Source organism: Streptosporangium sp. NPDC051022 (genome assembly GCF_040683035.1).
In the GTDB taxonomy this organism is placed as follows: Bacteria; Actinomycetota; Actinomycetes; order Streptosporangiales; family Streptosporangiaceae; genus Streptosporangium.
Genome location: NZ_JBFBCF010000012.1, coordinates 127,219 through 146,110, shown reverse-complemented (window position 1 = coordinate 146,110; position 18,892 = coordinate 127,219). Strand labels below are relative to the sequence as shown.

The following is an 18,892-nucleotide window of genomic DNA, read 5'->3' as shown; positions in this document are numbered from 1 at the left end:
GTCCGTGCCTTCCTCTGTCCGGGGGTAATCGCCACATGACGCGAATCGCCGCTGTCCGCGGCGCGCTTCCCCGCAACCGTCACCCCCAGGCAGAGATCACCGACGCGCTCGCGCGGCTCTGCCTGCCGGAGGGCGCCGACCGGCGGCTGCTCGACCGGCTGCACGTGAGCTCCCGGGTCGGGTCCCGCCACCTGGCGCTGCCGCTCGACCGGTACGCCAAGCTCGACGGTTTCGGGGCGGCCAACGACGCCTTCGTCGAGGTCGCCGTCGAGCTCGGCGCCGAGGCGGTCGGCGGCGCGCTGGAGGCGGCCGGATTCGCCCCCGAGGACGTGGACATGATCCTGTTCACGTCGGTGACCGGGATCGCCGCGCCGTCGATCGACGCCAGGCTGGCGGGGCGTCTGGGGTTGCGCCCGGACGTCAAGCGGGTGCCGATGTTCGGGCTCGGCTGCGTGGCGGGGGCCGCCGGGATCTCCCGCCTGCACGACTACCTGCGCGGCTGGCCCGGCCACGTGGCCGTGCTGCTGTCGGTCGAGCTGTGCTCCCTCACCCTGCAGCGCGACGACGCCTCGATCGCCAACCTGGTCGCGAGCGCGCTGTTCGGCGACGGCGCCGCCGCCGTCGTGGCCTGCGGCGACGGGCGGCGTCCCGGTGCCGGCACGGGCGACGGCCGGAAGGAGTCCCCCGGGCCGGTGGTCGTGGCCACCCGCGGCCACCTGTACCCCGGCTCCGAGCACGTGATGGGCTGGGACGTGAGCGACACCGGCTTCCGGGTGGTGCTCGACGCGAGTGTTCCCGACGTGGTGCGGACCTATCTGGCCGACGACGTCGACGGCTTCCTGTCCGACCACGGGCTGACAAGACGGGACGTGACGGCCTGGGTGTGCCATCCCGGCGGCCCGCGGGTGCTCGACGCCGTCGCCGAGACGCTCCGGCTGCCCGAGGGCGCGCTGGACCTCACCTGGCGCTCGCTGGCCGAGATCGGCAACCTGTCCTCCGCCTCGGTGCTGCACGTCCTGCGGGACACCCTCGCGCTGCGTCCGCCTCCCCCCAGCACTCCGGGGCTGCTCATCGCGATGGGACCCGGTTTCTGTTCCGAACTCGTCCTGCTGCGCTGGTAGCGGAGCCGGCGGAGGGGTGGTGGGAGAACGGTGTACTGGTACGCGTCGCTGATCGCGCTGATCGGGGCCGAACGGCTCGCCGAGCTGGTGGTCGCGCGCCGTAACGCGCGCTGGAGCCTGGCCCGCGGCGGAGTGGTCCACGGTCGCGGCCACTACCCGTGGATGGTCGCCCTGCACACCGGGCTGCTGGCCGGGTGCCTGCTGGAGGCGGGCCTGGCGGGCCGCCCCTTCGTCCCGGCGCTGGGCTGGCCGATGCTGGCCCTGGTCGTCGCCGCCCAGGGGTTGCGCTGGTGGTGCGTCGCCGCGCTGGGCAGGCAGTGGAACACCGAGGTGATCGTGGTTCCCGGCCTGTCCCCCGTGAGGCGCGGCCCCTACCGGCTGCGCCGGCTGCGGCACCCCAACTACGTGGCGGTCGCCGTGGAGGGGGCGGCGTTGCCGCTGGTGCACGGCGCCTGGGTCACCGCGTTGACCTTCACCGTGCTGAACGCGGCGCTCATGGTCGTGCGGATCCGCTGCGAGGAGACCGCCCTCACCACGCTCGTCCCCGCGCCGTCTCCCGGCAGGGCTCCGGCGTGATCGACGTCCTGGTCGCGGGCGGGGGACCCGCGGGCCTGGCCACCGCCATCCACGCGGCGCTGGCCGGGATGGAGGCCGTCGTGGTCGAGCCTCGGCCGGGCCCGGTCGACAAGGCGTGCGGCGAGGGGCTGATGCCCAGCGGGGCCGCCGCGCTGCGGGCCCTGGGCGTGCGGGTCGAGGGCCGGACGCTGGCGGGGATCCGCTACCTGGACGGCAGGCATCAGGCGCAGGCGGCCTTCCGCGGGGGGCGGGGGCTCGGGGTGCGGCGCACCGCGCTGCACGCCGCGCTGTCGCGGCGCGCGGCCGAGCTGGGAGTGCGGGTCGTACGGGGCAAGGTCGAGGAGGTACGGCAGAGCCACGACGGCGTCGAGGCGGCGGGGCTGCGGGCCCGGTGGCTGGTGGCCGCGGACGGCCTGCACTCCCCGCTGCGCGCGCTGCTGGGGCTTCAGCTGCCCGACCGGCGGCCGCGGCGGTACGGCCTGCGGCGGCACTACCCCGTCCCGCCCTGGACGGACTTCGTCGAGGTCCACTGGGCGCCGGACGGGGAGGCGTACGTGACGCCGGTGGGCGAGAACCTGGTCGGGGTGGCCGTGCTGAGTTCCAGGCGCCGCGGCTACCACGAGCACCTGGCGGACTTCCCCGCCCTGGCGGCCCGCCTCGGCGGGCCCGCCGCGACCTCGGTCAGGGGCGCGGGGCCACTGCGGCAGCGGGCGCGCTCCCGGGTCGCGGGACGGGTGCTGCTGGTCGGCGACGCGGCGGGCTACACCGACGCCCTCACCGGCGAGGGCGTGTCGCTCGCGCTGCTGTCCGCGCGGACGCTGGTCGGCTGCCTGCGGGCGGGCACCCCCCACGCCTACGAGAGCGCCTGGCTGCGGCTGTCGCGCAGGCACCGGCTGCTCACCGGGGCCCTCCTGGAGACCCGGCGGCATCCGGCGGCGGCGCGGCTGATCGTCCCGGCGGCCCGGCGGCTGCCCGCCCTGTTCGGGGCGGCGGTGCACGCGCTGGCGTGAGGCCGCAGCGGCGGCCGGACGGCGACAGGACCGCGACGGGACCACGGCGGGACCACGAGACGGGGCTGCGACACGACAGCCGCTGGGCGGCGCTCAGGCAGCACTCGGCCAGCGCCCGGACAGTGCCCGGACAGTGCCCGGAGAGTGCCCGGCCAGCGCTCAGGTGGTGGCCCGCGAGGCCGGCCGGTGGACGGCGCTCAGTCTGGCGGCGTAGTGGCCGCTCCCGGAGAAGCGGATCCGCCACTCGCCGTCCCCGCGTCCCGTCACGGTGCGCGTGAAACAGCCCTGCTCGTCGGTGGTGACCGTGGCCACGTGCTCCCAGGACTCCTCCCCCGCCCGCCGGTAGAGGATGTCCACCGGCCTGCCGGGGAACGGCGCGTAGTCCAGGTATCCCTGCGGATCCACCCGGTTCAGGACGCCCTTGACCCTCACCCCGGACGCCCCGGAGCCCCCGCCGGTCACCTGGACCGCGCTGAACCTGGTCTCGCGGCGCAGCCAGAACGCGGCGTGCTCGACGGTCACCGCGCCGCCCGCTCCCCTGGCGGTCACGACGACGGTCCACCGTCCGGCGGGATACCGGCGGGTCAGCCCCCTGCCCGGGGTGAACCGCCAGGTCTCCCACCCCTGCTCGGCGCGCGGCCCGGCATCCGGGACGACGACCCCGCCCTCGGCCCCCGCCTCGGTCGCCGCCTCGGTCCGCGGCGAAACCGGGCCGCCGGTCGGGGAGACCCCCGGGACCCGGTCCCGCTCTCCGGAATCCCCTCCGACCGCCTGGGCCGGGCCGGGAAGGGGGACGGACCCGCTTCCGGGCCGCTCCGGGACGCCTGGTTCGACCTGGACGGTCACCCCGCCGGGTTCGGCGACCCCGCGGGCGACCACCTCGATCACCAGCCGCACCGCGCCGGTCGGCCCGACGACGAGGTCGTCGGGGCTCAGGGTCACCGAGCGGATCACCGGCTCCTCCGCGGCCGCCGCCCCGGCCGGTACGGGCAGGACGGCGGCGCCCGCCGCCAGCAACGCGATAAGGACTCTCATGAAGCAGGACGCTAGGAAGCGCCCGGTAATGGCCGAGGGGAGGACACGCTTCCGGTTGGGCAAAACGCCGCCCGGGAGACGCGACCCCGCGCGGCGGTCAGCCCTGGTACAGGGCGTCGATGACCTCCGCGTACTTGGCGTGGACGACGCGGCGTTTGAGCTTCAGGCTCGGCGTGAGCTCCTGGGTCTCCGGCGTCCACTCGACCGGCAGCAGGCGCCAGCGCTTGACCTGCTGGACACGGGCGAGCCTCTCGTTGGCCGCGGCGACCGCGCCCCGCACCTCCTCCAGGACGCCGGGGTGCTCGGCGAGCCCGGCCAGGGTGGTGAACTCGATGCCCCGCTCCAGCGCCCAGCCGGGCGCCGTCTCGCCGTCGAGGGTGAGGATCGCCACCGGGTACGGCCTGCCGTCGCCGTAGGCGAGGGCCTGGCCGATGAGGGGGTGCTCCGTGAGGAGGCACTCGATGTTGGCCGGGGAGATGTTCTCCCCGCCCGCGGTGATGATGAGCTCCTTCTTCCGGTCGACGATGCTGACGAAGCCGTCCTCGTCGACGGAGCCCACGTCGCCGGTGTGCAGCCAGCCGTCCTCGTCCAGGAGCTCGGCGGTCGCCTCCGGGCGGTTGAGGTAGCCGCGGGTGTTGGCCGGGCTGCGGGTGAGGATCTCCCCGTCCTCGGCGATGCGGATCTCGACGCCGGGACCCGCCTGGCCGACCGTGCCGAGTTTGAAGCGGCCGGGGGCGTTGGCGGTGAAGGCGCCCGTGGTCTCGGTCATGCCGTACACGTCGAGCACGCACAGGCCGAGGCCCGCGAAGAAGCGCTGGACCTCGATCGGCATCGGCGCGGCTGCGGTGGCCAGCCAGCCCGCGTTGTCGAGGCCGATCAGCGAGCGAATCGTCGACAGCAGCGCGGCGTCGGCCCGCTCGTAGGCCGCCCGGACCTCGGATGAGGGGGTGCGCCCGTACTGGCGGGCCTCGATGTAGGCGAGGCCCGCGGCCATGGCCTGGCGCACGCTCTCCCGCCGCTCCGGCGGCTGGGTGGCCAGCAGCGCCCGCAGCCGGGCCGTCATCTTCTCCCAGACGCGCGGGACACCGAAGAACAGGGCGGGCCTGACCTGGGCGAGGACTGCACCTAGCCGGGCGAGGTCGACGCAGAAATGGGTGTGGGAGATCTTGAAGAGCGGCAGGTAGAGGCTGAGCACGCGCTCGGCGATGTGCGCGTAGGTGAGGTAGGAGATCTGGGTGCACCCGTCCGGCAGGCCGACCATCCGGCTGGTGGCCACGACCTCGAAGAACACGTTGGCGTGGGTCAGCGGCACGCCTTTGGGGTTGCCGGTCGTGCCGGAGGTGTAGAGCACCGTCAGGACGTCGTCGGCGGTCACCGCGCGCCAGCGGGCGTCGACCGAGGCGGGGTCCTCGGCGAGCCGCCGGCGGCCCAGGGCGAGGAAGTCGTCCCAGCCGATGAAGCGGTCACCGGGCGGGGCGCCCTCCAGCACGACGATCCTGTGCAGCCGGGGAAGGTCCTCGAGCACCGGCTCCCACCTGGCCAGGTCGGCGGGGCCGCCCAGCACGGCGATCCGCGCGCCGACGTCGCCGGCGACGAAGGCCACCTGCTCCGGGGCGAAGGTGGAGTAGACCGAGCACGAGACGCCGCCCGCGTGCACCGCCCCCAGGTCCGCCAGGACGTGTTCGCTGCGGTTGACCATCATCAGCGCGACCGCCTCGCCGGGGCGCAGCCCGAGGGCCGCGAAACCCGCGGCGATCTCCAGGATCCGCCGCCTGGCCTCGGCGTAGGTGAGGGTGACCCAGCCCTCCCCGGTGTCCTCCCCGGCCGGGTCGGAGTAGGCCGGGGCATCGGGGTTGAGCCGGGCCGCCTCCTCCAGCTGGGCGCAGACGGTACGGCCCGCGATCTCCCGCTCGATCGCCGCACGCTCTTCAAGGACACCGGTCATGGACGCGCCTCCCGAAAGTGGTCACTTGCATGCGTGGCATGCATCGCACCACACGGGATACGGAGGAACAAGACCCTGCGGCGAGCAGAGGGACCCCGGCGCACGGCGGCTCCCGGCCCGCTTCCGCCGGAACGCGCACGTAGGGTTGTCGTGCGGTCACAGTGTGACTTCGGGAGGTGGCATGACCGATATGACATCGGGGACAGGCGCTCACGAGAAGACCTTCTTCGGACATCCGCGCGGTCTCGCCACGCTGTTCGGCACCGAGATGTGGGAACGCTTCAGCTGGTACGGCCTGCGCGCCATCCTGGCCACCTTCATGGCCGCCTCCCCCGCCATCGGCGGCCTGGGGCTGAGCAGGGGAACCGCCCAGGCGATCGTCGGCGTCTACGGCGCCCTCATCTACCTGGTCGCCCTGCCCGGAGGCTGGATCGCCGACCGGATCCTCGGTGCCCGCAGGGCGGTGCTGTGGGGCGGCCTCGTCATCATGTGCGGGCACATCAGCATGGCCGTACCCGTCAGGACGGGCGTCTTCGTGGCCCTGGGGCTGCTGCTCATCATCGCCGGGACGGGGCTGCTGAAGCCGAACATCTCCGCGATGGTCGGCAAGCTCTATCCCGAGGACGACGACGCGCGCAGGGACGCGGGGTTCTCCATCTTCTATCTCGGCATCAACCTCGGCGCCTTCATCGCCCCCATCGTGGTCGGCTGGCTCGCCGACGGCGACCGCTGGCACCTGGGCTTCGGGGCGGCGGCGGTCGGCATGGCCCTGGGCCTGGTGCAGTACGTGGTGGGCCGCCCCAGCCTCCGGGGCGCCGGCGACGAGCCCGGGCACCGGCCGGCCCCCGGCGAGCGCAGGCGCTTCGGCCTCGTCTCGGCCGCCGCCGTCGCCGTGGTGGCCGCCGCCCTGGCGCTCTGGGCGGCCTCGGGCACCTTCACCCTCGACGCCTTCGCGCTGGCGACGACGGTGGTGATCGTGATCGTCCCGGTGGCCTACTTCGGCTACATCCTGCTCGGCAGCCACGACCTGACCGCGGAGGAGCGCGCCGGGATGCGGGCCTACATCTGGCTGTTCGCCGCGGCCGCCGTCTTCTGGATGGTCTACGACCTGGCCCCGACCGTGCTGCTGTTCTTCGCCGAGGACCACACCGACCTGTCGTTGTCCGGCGTCCGGATCACCGCGGCGGCCACGCAGTCGTTCAACCCGCTGTTCATCATGCTCTTCGTGCCGGTCTTCGCGGCTTTGTGGGTCAGGCTGGGCAACCGGGTGACCGCCCCCCAGAAGTTCGCCTTCGCGCTGCTCATGGTCGGCCTGAGCTTCGTGATCATGGCTCTGGCCTCCAGGCTGGCCGGCACCGGGCGGGTCTCCGTGTGGTGGCTGGTGCTGGTCTATCTCGTCCAGGTCTTCGGGGAACTCGCGCTGAGCCCGGTCGGGCTCTCGGTCACCACCAAGCTCGCCCCCCAGGCGTTCAAGAGCCAGATGCTCGGCGTCTGGTTCATCGCCACCTCGGTCGGCGACGCGGTGGGCGGGCAGACGGGCAGGCTGAAGAACTACATGTCCGAACCGGCGTACTTCCTCACCCTGGCGGCGATCGCCGTGGCCTCGGGCGTGCTGTTGTTCCTGTTCGTGCCCAGGCTCCGCACCCTGATGCGGGAGCACGACCACGTGCCGCCGGGGCCCGCGCCGCCGTAACGACGAACGCATAGAGCGGGTCATGGGATGATTCACCGGTGACCCAGCTGCTCGACCTCGTCGGAATCTTCGTCTTCGCGCTCTCCGGAGCGCTCGTGGGCGTCCGCAAGCGGCTGGACGTGGTCGGCATGGCCGTGCTGGCGGCGATGACCGCGCTGGGCGGCGGGATCCTGCGCGACCTGATCCTCAACGTACGGCCGGCCGCCTTCTCCAGCACGGGCTACGTGCTCGTCCCCCTCGCAGCCACGGCGATCGTGTTCTTCTGGCACCCGCACGTGCAGCGGGTGATGCCCGCGGTCAACGTGCTCGACGCGGCGGGGCTCGGCCTGTTCTCCGTGGTGGGCACGGAGAAGGCGATGAGCTACGGCCTCAGCCCTCTGCACGCCACCCTGCTCGGGGTCACCACGGGCGTCGGCGGCGGCGTGCTGCGCGACGTCCTCGCCGGGCAGATCCCCAACCTGCTCTACGACCGCCAGCTCTACGCGGTGCCCGCCACGCTCGGCTCCGCGGTCATGGCCACGCTCTACACCTTCGACCTGCACGGCTGGCCCGCCACGCTGGCCGCCGCCGTGCTCGCCTTCGGACTGCGCATCGCCGCCATGCGACTGCGCTGGCGCGCCCCGCTGGCCAGGGGCGTCACCCCGGAGTGACCCGAAGACGGCGCCGAAAGCCCCGGTCAAGTCGTGTTACACGGATCGTTTCGCGGGCACGGTCGCGATGCGCGATCGATTCGGGGAGGCGGTCATGGCCGGGAAGAACGCCGGAAAGAACGCCGGGAAGAACGCTGCGAGGCACACCGCGAACACCGTCTCCGGCCGGGGCGGCGAAGAGCGGAGGCCGGAGGTCGACCTGCCACTGATCGGGCCGGTGAGGATACCCCCGCCCGGCCAGCTGGTCTTCTACGCGGTGCTGGGCGCGCTGGGCGCCCTGGAGATCATCGAGTGGCCCGTGGCCGTCGTCGTCGGGATCGGCCACCTGCTCGCCACCCAGCATCGCTCCCACACCCTTCAGGAGGCAGGACAGGCGGCGGAGGCGGCGTAGCCGGGACGTCTCGGGAGCCTCTCCACGGCGTCTCCGGAGCGTCCCCCGCTGCCCGGTCAGAGCGCCGGGGTGAGCGGCAGGGCGGGGCGGCTGCCGTACGGTCCCCTGAGCCTGGCCTCGGCGATGCGGCCGACCGCCTCGACGATGACCTGCGGGGGCTGGGTGAAGGGCAGCCGGATCCTGCCCTCCAGGGTGCCGTCGACGCCGAACCAGGTGCCGGGGGCCAGCCGTACGCCGTGACAGGCCGCCGCGTCGGCCAGCGCGGTTCCCGACGGGCCGGGCAGCCGCACCCACAGCGATCCCCCGCCCCGGGGCACGGTGAAGCTCCAGTCGGGCATGTGCTCGGTCAGCGCGGCCACCAGGGCGGCCCTGGAGGCGCCGAGGGTCCGGCGGCGCTCGGCCCTGGTCTCCTCGATGTCCTCGAACAGCCTGGTGACGACCAGCTGCTCGAACAGGGAGCTGGCGATGTCCACGGCGGCGCGGAGCGCGGCCAGGCGGCGGATCGTGGCGGCGCCGGTCCGGATCCAGCCGATGCGCAGGCCGCCCCACCACAGTTTGGAGGCCGACCCGATGCTGATCACCCGGCCGTCGGTGTCGAAGGCGGCCAGCGGCGCGGTCCTGGGCACCTCGTCGATGGCCAGCTCGTTCCAGGTCTCGTCCACGATCAGCGTGGTGTCGTGCTTCCTGGCCGCGCTCACCAGCCCGGCACGGGTGGCGTCGTCCATCAGGTGCCCGGTCGGGTTGTGGAAGTCGGGGACGACGTAGGCGAGGCGGGCGGCCGACTGGCGCATCGCGCTGGTGAGGAGGTCGAGGTGCCAGCCGTCGTCGGGAATGCCGACGGGGACGATCCTGGCGCCGCGCAGCCTGGCCACGTCGATCGCGTGCGGGTAGGTGGGCGACTCCAGCAGCACCGGGTCGCCCGGTGCCAGCAGCATCGTGGTCAGCAGGTAGAGCGCGTGCTGGGCGCCCGCGGTGACCAGGATCTGCTCGGGCCTGGTGGCCAGCCCCCGCTCGGTGTAGCGGGCGGCGATCGCCCGGCGCAGCGGTGCCAGCCCGACCGGGTCGTAGCCTATGCCGAGGGCGTGGCGGGGGTACTGCTCGCCCGCGGAGGCGATCGCCGCCGGGAGGGCCCCGATCGCCAGCGGGGCCGCGCAGTGCAGCGGCAGAAGCCCGTCGTCCTCGGCGGCTATCCAGGGGTTCTCGGTGCCCAGCGCGCCGGCGTCCGGCAGCGCCGTCCAGCTTCCCGCGCCCTGCCTGCTGTCCAGGTATCCCTGCTCGCGGAGCCGGTCGTAGGCGGCGGTGACGGTGGTGCGGCTGACGCCCAGCGCCTCCGCGAGATGCCGCTCGGCGGGGAGCCGCACCCGCACGGGCAGCCTCCCGTCGAGGATCAGCGAGCGCACGGTCTCGGCCAGCGCCCGGTAGTACGGCCGGGCGCCGGGGTCGATCGCCAGCAGGCGGGCGAGCTGGACACCGCTCAGATACCGGTCCACCTTGACCACTATAAGGCCAATTATCGTGATTGGCCCTTTTAATGGAGAGCGGTGGCCTGAACGATTGGCGCCACCATGAGTGAGCTATCCCTTCCCAACCTCGGCTCGTTCCCGGGCCGTCTCGCACGTCTGTACTCGGGCCTGGCCCTCTACGGAGCGGGCGTCGCCCTCCAGATCGAGTCCCACCTCGGCGGCAGTCCCTGGGACGTCTTCCACCAGGGCCTGTCCATCCACCTCGGCCTGTCGGTCGGCACCTGGATCATCCTGGTCGGCGCCCTGGTCATGCTGCTGTGGATCCCGCTCAGACAGCGGCCGGGCATCGGCACCATCAGCAACGTTCTCCTCCTCGGGGTGTTCGCCGACGCCGCCATGTGGCTGATCCCCACCCCGGAACCGCCGGTCGCGCGCTGGGCCTACCTGCTGCTCGGCGTCGTCACCACCGGCGCGGCCACCGCCCTCTACATCGGCGCCGGTCTCGGCCCCGGGCCGCGGGACGGCCTGATGACCGGGCTCAACCGCCTGGGCCTGTCCATCCGCGCCGCCAGGACGCTCATCGAGATCACGGTGCTGGCCGCGGGCTGGCTGCTCGGCGGTACGGTGGGGCTCGGCACCGCGGTGTTCGCCCTGGCCATCGGGCCGCTGAGCCAGTTCTTCATGCCCCTGATGCGACCCAGGGGCTGATCCGGGCGCCACCGAGGCGTTAGCGTCGAGCACATGCGGATCGAGGACTACGCTCTCGTTGGCGACATGCAGTCGGCGGCCCTGATCGGCCGCAACGGCTCCATCGACTGGCTCTGCCTGCCCCAGTTCGACTCACCCGCGTGCTTCGCGGCGCTGCTCGGCGACAAACACCACGGGCAGTGGTGGCTCGGCCCGGCCGACGCCCAGAGGACCGACGCCACCCGGCGGCGCTACAAGGGCGAGTCCCTGGTGCTGGAGAGCGAGTGGGACACCCCCGGCGGCACGGTCCGCGTCACGGACTTCATGCCCGCCCGGCACGTCAACCCCGACCTGGTCAGGATCGTGGAGGGCGTGTCGGGAACGGTCGAGATGGCCACCGAGATCCGTGTCCGCTTCGACTACGGCCGGATCGTGCCGTGGGTGCGCCGTACCGACGGCCTGCTCCAGGCCGTCGGCGGACCCGACTCGGTGTGGCTGCACTCCCCCGTCCCGCTGCAGGGCGGCGACTACGCCCACAAGGCGAGGTTCCGCGTCGCCGAGGGCGAGCGCCTGGCCTTCGTCTTCACCTGGCACCCCTCCCACGAGCCCAAGCCGGTCGAGATCGACCCCTTCGAACAGCTGACGGAGACCGAGTCGCTGTGGGAGGAGTGGGTGGCCCAGTGCACCTACCAGGGCCCGTGGCGCGAGGCCGTGGTCCGTTCGCTGATCACGCTCAAGGCGCTCACCTACGCGCCCACCGGCGGCATCGTCGCCGCCCCCACCACCTCGCTGCCCGAGGACCTCGGCGGGGTCCGCAACTGGGACTACCGCTACTGCTGGCTGCGCGACGCCACCATGACGCTGGAGGCCCTCATCGGCGGCGGCTACCTGGAGGAGGCCCGTTCCTGGCGCGCGTGGCTGCTGCGCGTGATCGCGGGCCGCGCGCAGGACCTGCAGATCATGTACAGCGTGACCGGCGAGCGCAGGCTGACGGAGCTGGAGCTGTCCTGGCTGCCCGGATACGAGGGCTCTCGGCCCGTCAGGATCGGCAACGGCGCGGTCACCCAGCTCCAGCTCGACGTCTACGGGGAGGTGATGAACTCCCTGTACCTGTCCCGGGCCTCGGGCATGGAGCCGGACCAACGGGCGTGGACCATCCAGCGCGAGCTCATGGGATACGTGGAGAGCCACTGGGACGAGCCCGACGAGGGCCTGTGGGAGGTCCGCGGCCCGCGCAGGCACTTCACCCACTCCAAGGTGATGTGCTGGGTCGCCCTGGACCGGGCCATCAAGCAGGTGGAGGAATTCGGCCGGACCGGCCCGGTCGAGCGCTGGCGCGAGCTGCGCGAGCGGATCCACGCCGAGGTCTGCCACAAGGCGTTCGACGCCGAGCGCGGCACCTTCACCCAGTCGTACGGCTCCACCGAGCTGGACGCCTCGCTGCTGCTGATCCCGATGGTCGGCTTCCTGCCGCCGGAGGACCCCCGGGTGATCGGCACCGTCGAGGCGATCCAGCGCGAGCTGATGGTCGACGGCTTCGTGCTGCGCTACCCCGTGGACGAGGAAAACGACGTGGACGGCCTGCCGGGGGGCGAGGGCGCGTTCCTGGCCTGCAGTTTCTGGCTGGCCGAGGCGCTGGCGATGATCGGCCGCAAGGACGAGGCGGTCGAGCTGTTCGAGCGCCTGCTGTCGCTGCGCAACGACCTCGGCCTGCTCTCCGAGGAGTACGACCCCCGCTACGGCCGCATGGTCGGCAACTTCCCGCAGGCCTTCAGCCACGTCCCGCTGATCCACACCGCTCGCGCACTGGGCTGAGGGCTCGCGCACCGGGCGAAGCCCGGCCCGCACCGCCGGGCCGCCCGGCCGGGCTCGCCGCCCGGCCGCCGGGTGAGGGCCCGCGCGCCGGCGGTGCGGGCGCGCTGAGCTGCGCGTTCGCACCCCGGTGGCGGAACGGGGAACAGGTCTGCCCACAAGTCCAGAAAAGTCGCAAAAAAATTTCCCCGTCGGGTGCAACAAATCGCCTCGGGCGCCACTCTCATCTGTTGAACGCAACCCGAAAGGAACAACCATGAGCGACTTCGTTACCTCCGACCTCGTCGACTTCGACGGCGACGGCAGCACCGACGCCCAGCTGATCGACACCGACGGCGACGGCTACGCCAACGAGGAGCGCTACGACACCGACGGCGACGGCGTGACCGACGTCGTCTACCTCGACAACGACGGCGACGGCTACATCGACGAGATGCGGGTCGACACCGACGGCGACGGAGTCTCCGACTACACCCAGACCGCGGGCCCCTTCCCGACCTCCTGATCACACCCTGGCACGCGCCCGTGTGATCTTCACGTGTGACTTCACCAGGGGGGAACCCGGGCTCCGGTCACACGGGCCGCCGACGAGGAAGACGACCGATGAGAGACCGACGCGTACTCCTGCCTCTGCTGCTGCTGGTCGGCCTGACGCTGACCGGCTGCGGCCTGACGGCGGGAGGGGCCGGCGGGCGGGCGGCGGACACCGCCGCGTCATCGGAGCACGACCGGGCAGGCGCCGTCGACGGGAAACCCGTCCGGCCCGTGCTCGGAGAGGGGCGAGGGATCGCGACCGGCGCTGCGCGGCAGCCGGACGATCCGAGCCCGTTGCCGATCCCGCTGCCGCTGGCGCTCGCGCTCGCGGCGGGTGCCGTCGTCGCGGCCGGGGCGGCGGCCTACCTGTGGTGGCAGAGGCGGGGAACGGCCGCCGCGGCGGCCGGGTGGCAGGGCTCCCCGGGAGCGGCGGGACCCGCCGGTCCCCCGGTCTCACCGCTCGTTCCGGGGGCAGCCGCCTCCCACGCGCCGCCGCCGGGGGAATCGTTCGCAGGGGCGTCCGGGGGGGCGCCTCCGCCGTACCCACCGCAGCCCGCCGCCCCGACGGCACCGTACGCCGTGCCGTCGGGACCGCCGGGATCATCCGGCTCCCAGCAGGCCCCGTCCGCGCCCTCCGGCGTGCCGGGGCCGTCGGCGTCGCCCGGCGGAGGGCAGGTCCCGCTCCAGGGCGATCCGCTGGCGGACGCCCTGGCGGAGGTCGCGGGCAGCGGTATCAGCCAGGCGCTCACCCAGCAGGTGGAGCGCCTCTTCGCGGGCGGCCACCCGGGACGGGGCGCCCTGGTCGAGGCCTGCATCGGCTACCGGGACCAGATCGCCGAACGCCATCCCCGCCTGGCGGACACGCTCATGGAGGGGCTGAGCCGGGCCGGGGTCCAGGAGATCGTCGCGGACGGGCGGCGCTTCGACCCGCGCCTGCACGAGGCCTTCGGCACCGAACCGACCGGGCGGCCCGAGCTGCACGACATCGTGGCGGAGACCGTCAAGCGGGGATACGCCGACGGCGACCGGGTGATCCGGGTGCCGCAGGTGGCCGTCTACCGTCACGAAGCGCCCGGGAGCGAGACGGCGCAGTGAGGGACTCAGCCACCGGCGAGACCGGCCTGAAGCCGTCTCCTGGCCCGGTGGATCCAGGCTCTCACCGTGTTGAGCGGCACCTCGAGCGAGGCCGCCACCTGCTCGTAGGTGAGCCCGCCCGCCCACAGCAGCAGCGCCTCGCGCTGGGATTCGGGCAGCTCGGCCAGCGCCCTGCGCAAGTCGGCCAGCCCGGCGACGGAGTCCTCGAAGGGGTCGGCGACCAGGGACTCCTCCGCCACCTGGGCCAGGAGCACCCCGGCCGGAGGGCGGCGCCGGATCACCGCGTGGGCGGCGTTGCGCGCGACCACCAGGATCCAGGCCCGGAAGGGCGCCCTGCCCTGGAAGGTCGCCAGGCCGCGCCAGGCGGCGAGCTGCGTCTCCTGCAACGCGTCGAGCGCGTCGGCGCGGTTTCCGGTCAGGTGGTAGCAGACGCCGAAAGCCTGGCGCCGCACCGCCGACCACAGCTCGGCGAACGCGATCTCGTCACCTGCCCTCGCCGCGGCGATGAGAACACTCTCGTCCTCAACGGCGGTGCTCAGCGACCCGCTCGTCATCGGTCACCCATCCTCGTGGGGTGGAAAAAATCAGCCAATGACATCACGTCGCACGATCACCCGGTATGAGGTAGTCCGCCATGATATTGGACCGTGATAATCCGGGGTTCGGGCCGACCGGGGAGGAGTCAGACGACCTGACCGGCCTACGTCGGCTCCTCTTCGAGAGGCTCCCGGAACCGACCGAGGAGGAGACCCTGTACATGCTGGCGCTGACGTTCTCGTCGGACGACGCCGACCTCCGCCTGCTGCCCGATCCGGCCGTCTTCGCCCCCGGCGGGCGGCCCGCGCCGGGCGGTGACGCGTGACGGCCGGCCCCGCCGACCTGCTGCGCCGTCTCTGTGAGACCACCTCGGCCAAGCTCGCCGGGGCCGAGCTGCGCGAGCGGGTGGCGCAGGTGCGCGCGGATCTCGACGCCCCGCTGCGGGTCGCGGTCGCGGGCGCGGTGAGCAGCGGGAAGTCGACCCTGGTGAACGCGCTGCTCGGGCTGCCCGTCGCCCCGGTGGACGCGGGCGAGTGCACCTTCGTGGTCACCCAGTACGAGTACGGCGAGGACGACGGCCGCATCACGATCGAGCTGACGGACGGCGGCGTGGCCCACTCCCGCCTGCTGCCCGGCCACCGGCTCCCCGCCGACCTGGGCGTGGACGTGGCCCGGGTCCGGCGGCTGCGGGTCGCGCTGGACCTGCCGTCGCTGCGCACGGTCACCATCGTCGACACCCCCGGCATGAACACCGTGACGGCCGCCAACGAGCGCGCCGCCCGGAACATGCTGTTCGGCTCCGAGGACGAGGACGACCGCGCCCAGGCGATGATCTACGTGCTGCGCTACGTCCAGAAGTTCGACGACACCACCCTCTCCGAGTTCCGCGGCCTCACCGACGCGTGCGGCATGAGCTGCGTCAACACCCTCGCCGTGCTCGGCCAGGTCGACCGGCGCGGCGACGAGGACGACCCCTGGCCGACCGCCCGCAGGCTGGCGGCCAAGGGCTATCAGGATCTGCGGACCTCCGTCTTCGACGTGGTCCCGGTGATCGGCCTGCTGGCGGAGACCGCGCGGGCGTGCCCGCCGGGTGCCGGCGAGTTCGAGGCCCTGTCCACGCTGGCCGGACTCGACGAGGACGACCTGGAGGACTACCTCCTCGACCTGGACGACTTCCGTACCGCCTCCGACCTGCCCGTCCCGGCCGGGACACGGCGGCTGCTGGTCGAGCGGCTGCACCGTTACGGCATCGCGACCGCGGTCGGCGCGCTGCGGCGGGGCGAGGTCTCCGACGCCGCCGGGCTCGCGGCCCACCTGCTGGAACGGTCGGGATACTCCTCGGCGGGGCGGGCGGCGACCGGCTCGGTCGCCGCGGGCATCGCGCACTTCGCCCGCCGCGCCGACCATCTGAAGGCGCTCGACGCCCTGACCCGGCTGCGCCGCATCGCCCGCTCCCCCGCGCTGGGCTCGGATCGTTCCACCCTGGACGCGCTGGCGGCCCAGCTCGACGAGAACAAGCCGATCGCCACCGCCCTGGGCGGCCTGCGGATCTTCGCCGCCGCCGAGGCGCTCGGCCGGGGGACGCTGGTCCTGAACGAGGAGATGACCGCCGAGCTCCTGCGCATGGCCCGGCACGACGATCCGGCGGAACAGCTCGGCCTGCCCGCCGGGGCCGCGGCGGCGGACATCGCCGCCGCCGCCACGGCGGCCTCGATGCGCTGGCGCACCCTCGCCATGATGAACGAGGGCCGCGCGGGCGGGCACCGGGCCAGAGACGTGCTGACCGTCCTGGAGGACGTCGTCATCGCGGCCCTGGCGGACGGCTCCGGGCCCGCCGCCGCGGGCGGCACCCCGCTGCCCCCGGTCCGCGTGGACCGGGCGGCGGTCGAGGCGCTGCGCCTGTCCCCGATGGTCCCCGCCGACGACCGGCGCGCCCTGGAACTCCTGCTGTCCGGCACCGAGCTCGCGACCCAGCTCGGCGCGCCGCCCTCGGCCCCGCGCGCCGAGGTCGCCGGGTACGCCGCCGGGCTGGCCGCCCGCTTCCGCGTGCTGACCCACCGGCCGCTCCCCATCCGGCAGCGGCGGGCCGCCGAGACCCTCTGCGAGGCCTACGAGACCATCTGGTCACAGTGCCACCCGGACGGTTCCTGATGCCGTGACCGAGAACGTTCACCGGGCCGTGCACCGCTCGCCGGCGCCGGCCCGCCCCGCTTCACCACCCGCCCTACCGGCGCCCGGACGGACCCGGACCCGGCTCGGGTGAACGGCCGCCGACACGGTGAGGGCGGGTGGTCACCGTACCGGCCGCCGGTGCCGCCGGGACGGTTCCCCGGAAGGACCGCACCGCCGTCAGGGCGGCTTTCCGGCACACGTGTCACCAGCAGATCCCCGACAGGAGAGAAAAGCACATGACGACCCCCGACCAGGCCGGACCGGTGGCCCGGCTGCTGCGCTACGCCAACGAGGTCCACGCGCTGGCCGGCCGGTGCGGCAGACCGGACCTGGCCGAGGTGCTGGCCGCGAGCGCGGCCCGGTGGAAGGACGAGTGCACCGACATCGTCGTCGCCGGGGCGCAGAAGCGCGGCAAGAGCCGCCTGCTCAACACGCTGGTCGGCCACCCCGACCTGCTCCCGGTCGACGCCGACGTCGCCACCAACTGCTTCCTGTCCCTGCGGCGCGGTCCCACCCTGACCGCCGTGGTGCATCGCAGCACCGACAAGGGACTCGTCCAGACCCCGATCACCGTCGAGTCGATCCCGGACTACGCCTCGATGCGCGGCGACGCCGGCAAGCGGCGCGACGTCGTCAGCGTGGACATCACCCTCGACAACCCGCTGCTCGACGGCCTGCGGCTGCTCGACACCCCCGGCGTCGACAGTCTGACCGTGGGGCACCGGCAGGTGACCGTGGCCATGCTCCAGCGGGCCGACGCCCTGCTGTTCACGCTCAGCGCGCAGGACCAGCCGGTGCTCAAGCACGAGCTGGAGTTCCTCGCCGAGGCCGCCGAGCGGGTCCAGGCGATCGCGTTCGTGCTGACCAAGGTCGAGGACTCGGCCAACTGGCAGAGCCTGCAGGAGGAGAACAAGGCCCGGCTGAGGACCTTCGTCACCGAGGCGATCGCCGCCGACCCCGGCAGGGCCGCGACACTGGCCCCGCTGCTGGAGGCCCCCTGGTTCCCGGTGAGCGCCAAGCTCGCCGAGGCCGCCCGGGTCAAGCTGCGGGAGGGTCGCGCCGAGCGCGCGGGCGCGCTGCGGGCCCGCAGCGGCATGGACGCGCTGGAACGGCACCTGCGCGGGTTCGCCGAGGGCAGGGAGTCGGCGCGCGGCGCGACCGTGGTCGCCGCCGCGCTGTCGGTGCTGGGCTCGCTGGCCACCGGGGCGAAGGACGACGTCGCGGCGGGCTCGGACGACGAGAGCGACCTCACCACCCGGCTCGCCGAGGTCGACGCCGATCTGGAGGCCCTCTCCGAGCTGGCGGCCCGCCGCAGGGCGGGCATGGTGGCCAACACCTTCCTCGGGCGTGAGGTGGGCGGGATCGTGTCCGCGCGGGTGGCCGAGATCCGCCAGCCGTACGAGAACGTGATCGCCACGCTGAAGAAGCAGGCGCAGATCGACCAGTACATGGCGGACCTGCCGGAGAGCGTGCAGCGCTCGCTGGAGGCCGTCTGGTCGCAGATCGTCTACGACGTGGAGGTCCTGGCCCGGACCACGCTGGACGCCTTCGCCCGCGACCTCGGCCTCGACCCGGTGGAGCTCACCACCGACGGGCGGGCGATGCCCAACCTGTCGCAGGTCCAGGTCAAGGGGGACCAGTCGGCGAACGAGCCGGTGAACGTCGACATGGTGCGGGACGTGCTGCCGTCGATCTCGATGGCCGCGTCCTTCGGCGGCCTCGCCGCGGCCATGCTCGGCCCCATCGGGTTCCTCCTGGTCGCCCCGGCCATCGGGGCCTCCATCTTCCTGGGCCGGCGCTCGCTGGAGAAGGTGCAGCGCAGCCAGGCGGCGATCAGGGGGGCGCTGCGCGACCAGTTCGCGGTGGTCGCCAGGGAGATGACCCTCGACCTGGAGCGGATGGTCGCCACCTGGCGGGTGAGCGTCGAGCAGAGCGCGGACGACAGCCTGCTGAAGCGGCGCAAGGAACTGGAGAGCAGGCGCGCCGAGCTGAAGTCCGCCTCGGCCCGCTCCGCCGCCGACCGCCAGAAGGCCCGGCAGTCGGGCGAGAGCCGCATCGCGGCGATCGGCACCCTCACCGCGCGCGGCCAGGAGCTGCGCAGCGAGCTCGCCACCGCGGTGGCCGCCCTGGGCGCGGGTCCCGCCGCACAGCCGGGGGCCTGAGCGCCCCCG

17 protein-coding genes are annotated in these 18,892 nt (G+C 73.4%); 13 read left to right on the top strand and 4 right to left on the bottom strand.

All coding sequences use genetic code 11. The features are described from left to right. Positions 1-35: 35 nt before the first annotated feature. The 3 genes from AB0N02_RS21085 to AB0N02_RS21075 are packed head-to-tail and all read left to right on the top strand — an operon-like array spanning position 36 to position 2,707. Positions 36-1,121, top strand: coding sequence for a 3-oxoacyl-[acyl-carrier-protein] synthase III C-terminal domain-containing protein (locus AB0N02_RS21085; protein WP_363948944.1), 1,086 nt, complete (start codon positions 36-38; stop codon positions 1,119-1,121). Between the two features lie 30 nt (positions 1,122-1,151). Continuing rightward, positions 1,152-1,697: an isoprenylcysteine carboxyl methyltransferase family protein gene (locus AB0N02_RS21080; protein WP_363948941.1), complete on the top strand. Its 546-nt coding sequence runs from the start codon at positions 1,152-1,154 to the stop codon at positions 1,695-1,697. Continuing rightward, entirely contained in the window at positions 1,694-2,707 is a 1,014-nt protein-coding gene (locus AB0N02_RS21075; RefSeq protein ID WP_363948939.1) for an NAD(P)/FAD-dependent oxidoreductase, read from the top strand. The genes AB0N02_RS21080 and AB0N02_RS21075 overlap by 4 nt, the downstream gene beginning before the upstream one ends. Positions 2,708-2,866: 159 nt before the next feature. Here AB0N02_RS21075 and AB0N02_RS21070 read toward each other — a convergent pair whose 3' ends face one another. Both AB0N02_RS21070 and AB0N02_RS21065 read right to left on the bottom strand, forming a co-directional pair. Next, on the bottom strand, positions 2,867-3,742 hold the full coding sequence (locus AB0N02_RS21070; RefSeq protein ID WP_363948937.1) for a hypothetical protein: 876 nt from the start codon (positions 3,740-3,742) through the stop codon (positions 2,867-2,869). Between the two features lie 97 nt (positions 3,743-3,839). Continuing rightward, on the bottom strand, positions 3,840-5,687 hold the full coding sequence (locus AB0N02_RS21065) for an AMP-binding protein (protein ID WP_363948935.1): 1,848 nt from the start codon (positions 5,685-5,687) through the stop codon (positions 3,840-3,842). Between the two features lie 181 nt (positions 5,688-5,868). Here AB0N02_RS21065 and AB0N02_RS21060 point away from each other — a divergent pair, with 181 nt between their 5' ends. The 3 genes from AB0N02_RS21060 to AB0N02_RS21050 all read left to right on the top strand — a co-directional run bounded on the left by AB0N02_RS21060 (position 5,869) and on the right by AB0N02_RS21050 (position 8,421). Next, positions 5,869-7,380 carry a peptide MFS transporter gene (locus AB0N02_RS21060; protein WP_363948933.1) on the top strand — a complete coding sequence of 504 codons (1,512 nt, stop codon included), beginning with the start codon at positions 5,869-5,871 and terminating at the stop codon, positions 7,378-7,380. Between the two features lie 38 nt (positions 7,381-7,418). Continuing rightward, the gene (locus AB0N02_RS21055) at positions 7,419-8,030 is read left to right on the top strand and encodes a TRIC cation channel family protein (RefSeq protein WP_363948930.1); all 612 of its coding nucleotides are present in this window, start codon (positions 7,419-7,421) and stop codon (positions 8,028-8,030) included. 67 nt (positions 8,031-8,097) lie between these two features. Continuing rightward, positions 8,098-8,421: a hypothetical protein gene (locus AB0N02_RS21050; protein WP_363948927.1), complete on the top strand. Its 324-nt coding sequence runs from the start codon at positions 8,098-8,100 to the stop codon at positions 8,419-8,421. Positions 8,422-8,477: 56 nt separating this feature from the next. On the opposite strand, the gene AB0N02_RS21045 is transcribed toward AB0N02_RS21050, so the two are convergent. After that, positions 8,478-9,911, bottom strand: coding sequence for a PLP-dependent aminotransferase family protein (locus AB0N02_RS21045; protein WP_363948924.1), 1,434 nt, complete (start codon positions 9,909-9,911; stop codon positions 8,478-8,480). A gap of 75 nt (positions 9,912-9,986) precedes the next feature. Here AB0N02_RS21045 and AB0N02_RS21040 point away from each other — a divergent pair, with 75 nt between their 5' ends. The 4 genes from AB0N02_RS21040 to grpE all read left to right on the top strand — a co-directional run bounded on the left by AB0N02_RS21040 (position 9,987) and on the right by grpE (position 14,012). Continuing rightward, positions 9,987-10,592 (top strand): hypothetical protein, encoded by a 606-nt coding sequence (locus AB0N02_RS21040; protein WP_363948921.1) that lies wholly within the window; start codon positions 9,987-9,989, stop codon positions 10,590-10,592. A gap of 33 nt (positions 10,593-10,625) precedes the next feature. Next, positions 10,626-12,386: a glycoside hydrolase family 15 protein gene (locus AB0N02_RS21035; RefSeq protein WP_363948919.1), complete on the top strand. Its 1,761-nt coding sequence runs from the start codon at positions 10,626-10,628 to the stop codon at positions 12,384-12,386. Between the two features lie 253 nt (positions 12,387-12,639). Next, positions 12,640-12,888 (top strand): hypothetical protein, encoded by a 249-nt coding sequence (locus AB0N02_RS21030; RefSeq protein WP_363948916.1) that lies wholly within the window; start codon positions 12,640-12,642, stop codon positions 12,886-12,888. A gap of 98 nt (positions 12,889-12,986) precedes the next feature. Then, complete coding sequence (grpE, locus tag AB0N02_RS21025; RefSeq protein WP_363948913.1) at positions 12,987-14,012, top strand: nucleotide exchange factor GrpE; 1,026 nt, start codon at positions 12,987-12,989, stop codon at positions 14,010-14,012. 5 nt (positions 14,013-14,017) lie between these two features. Here grpE and AB0N02_RS21020 read toward each other — a convergent pair whose 3' ends face one another. Then, positions 14,018-14,566 carry a sigma-70 family RNA polymerase sigma factor gene (locus tag AB0N02_RS21020; RefSeq protein WP_363948910.1) on the bottom strand — a complete coding sequence of 183 codons (549 nt, stop codon included), beginning with the start codon at positions 14,564-14,566 and terminating at the stop codon, positions 14,018-14,020. Between the two features lie 80 nt (positions 14,567-14,646). Here AB0N02_RS21020 and AB0N02_RS21015 point away from each other — a divergent pair, with 80 nt between their 5' ends. The 3 genes from AB0N02_RS21015 (at position 14,647) to AB0N02_RS21005 (ending at position 18,883) form a co-directional block, all read left to right on the top strand. After that, the gene (locus AB0N02_RS21015) at positions 14,647-14,874 is read left to right on the top strand and encodes a hypothetical protein (RefSeq protein ID WP_363948907.1); all 228 of its coding nucleotides are present in this window, start codon (positions 14,647-14,649) and stop codon (positions 14,872-14,874) included. Then, positions 14,871-16,700: a dynamin family protein gene (locus tag AB0N02_RS21010; protein ID WP_363948905.1), complete on the top strand. Its 1,830-nt coding sequence runs from the start codon at positions 14,871-14,873 to the stop codon at positions 16,698-16,700. Before AB0N02_RS21015 ends, AB0N02_RS21010 begins: the two co-directional genes overlap by 4 nt. 257 nt (positions 16,701-16,957) lie before the next feature. Further along, a complete protein-coding gene (locus AB0N02_RS21005; RefSeq protein ID WP_363948903.1) occupies positions 16,958-18,883 on the top strand; it encodes a dynamin family protein in 1,926 nt (641 codons plus the stop codon). Positions 18,884-18,892 lie beyond the last annotated feature (9 nt).

Bases quoted from the DNA above. Each gene is read 5' to 3' on its own strand.
- AB0N02_RS21085 (WP_363948944.1), top strand. From the start codon at position 36: ATGACGCGAATCGCCGCTGTCCGCGGCGCGCTTCCCCGCAACCGTCAC.
- AB0N02_RS21070 (WP_363948937.1), bottom strand. From the start codon at position 3,742: ATGAGAGTCCTTATCGCGTTGCTGGCGGCGGGCGCCGCCGTCCTGCCC.
- AB0N02_RS21065 (WP_363948935.1), bottom strand. From the start codon at position 5,687: ATGACCGGTGTCCTTGAAGAGCGTGCGGCGATCGAGCGGGAGATCGCG.
- AB0N02_RS21060 (WP_363948933.1), top strand. From the start codon at position 5,869: ATGACCGATATGACATCGGGGACAGGCGCTCACGAGAAGACCTTCTTC.
- AB0N02_RS21050 (WP_363948927.1), top strand. From the start codon at position 8,098: ATGCGCGATCGATTCGGGGAGGCGGTCATGGCCGGGAAGAACGCCGGA.
- AB0N02_RS21040 (WP_363948921.1), top strand. From the start codon at position 9,987: ATGAGTGAGCTATCCCTTCCCAACCTCGGCTCGTTCCCGGGCCGTCTC.
- AB0N02_RS21035 (WP_363948919.1), top strand. From the start codon at position 10,626: ATGCGGATCGAGGACTACGCTCTCGTTGGCGACATGCAGTCGGCGGCC.
- AB0N02_RS21030 (WP_363948916.1), top strand. From the start codon at position 12,640: ATGAGCGACTTCGTTACCTCCGACCTCGTCGACTTCGACGGCGACGGC.
- grpE (WP_363948913.1), top strand. From the start codon at position 12,987: ATGAGAGACCGACGCGTACTCCTGCCTCTGCTGCTGCTGGTCGGCCTG.
- AB0N02_RS21020 (WP_363948910.1), bottom strand. From the start codon at position 14,566: ATGACGAGCGGGTCGCTGAGCACCGCCGTTGAGGACGAGAGTGTTCTC.
- AB0N02_RS21015 (WP_363948907.1), top strand. From the start codon at position 14,647: ATGATATTGGACCGTGATAATCCGGGGTTCGGGCCGACCGGGGAGGAG.
- AB0N02_RS21005 (WP_363948903.1), top strand. From the start codon at position 16,958: ATGACGACCCCCGACCAGGCCGGACCGGTGGCCCGGCTGCTGCGCTAC.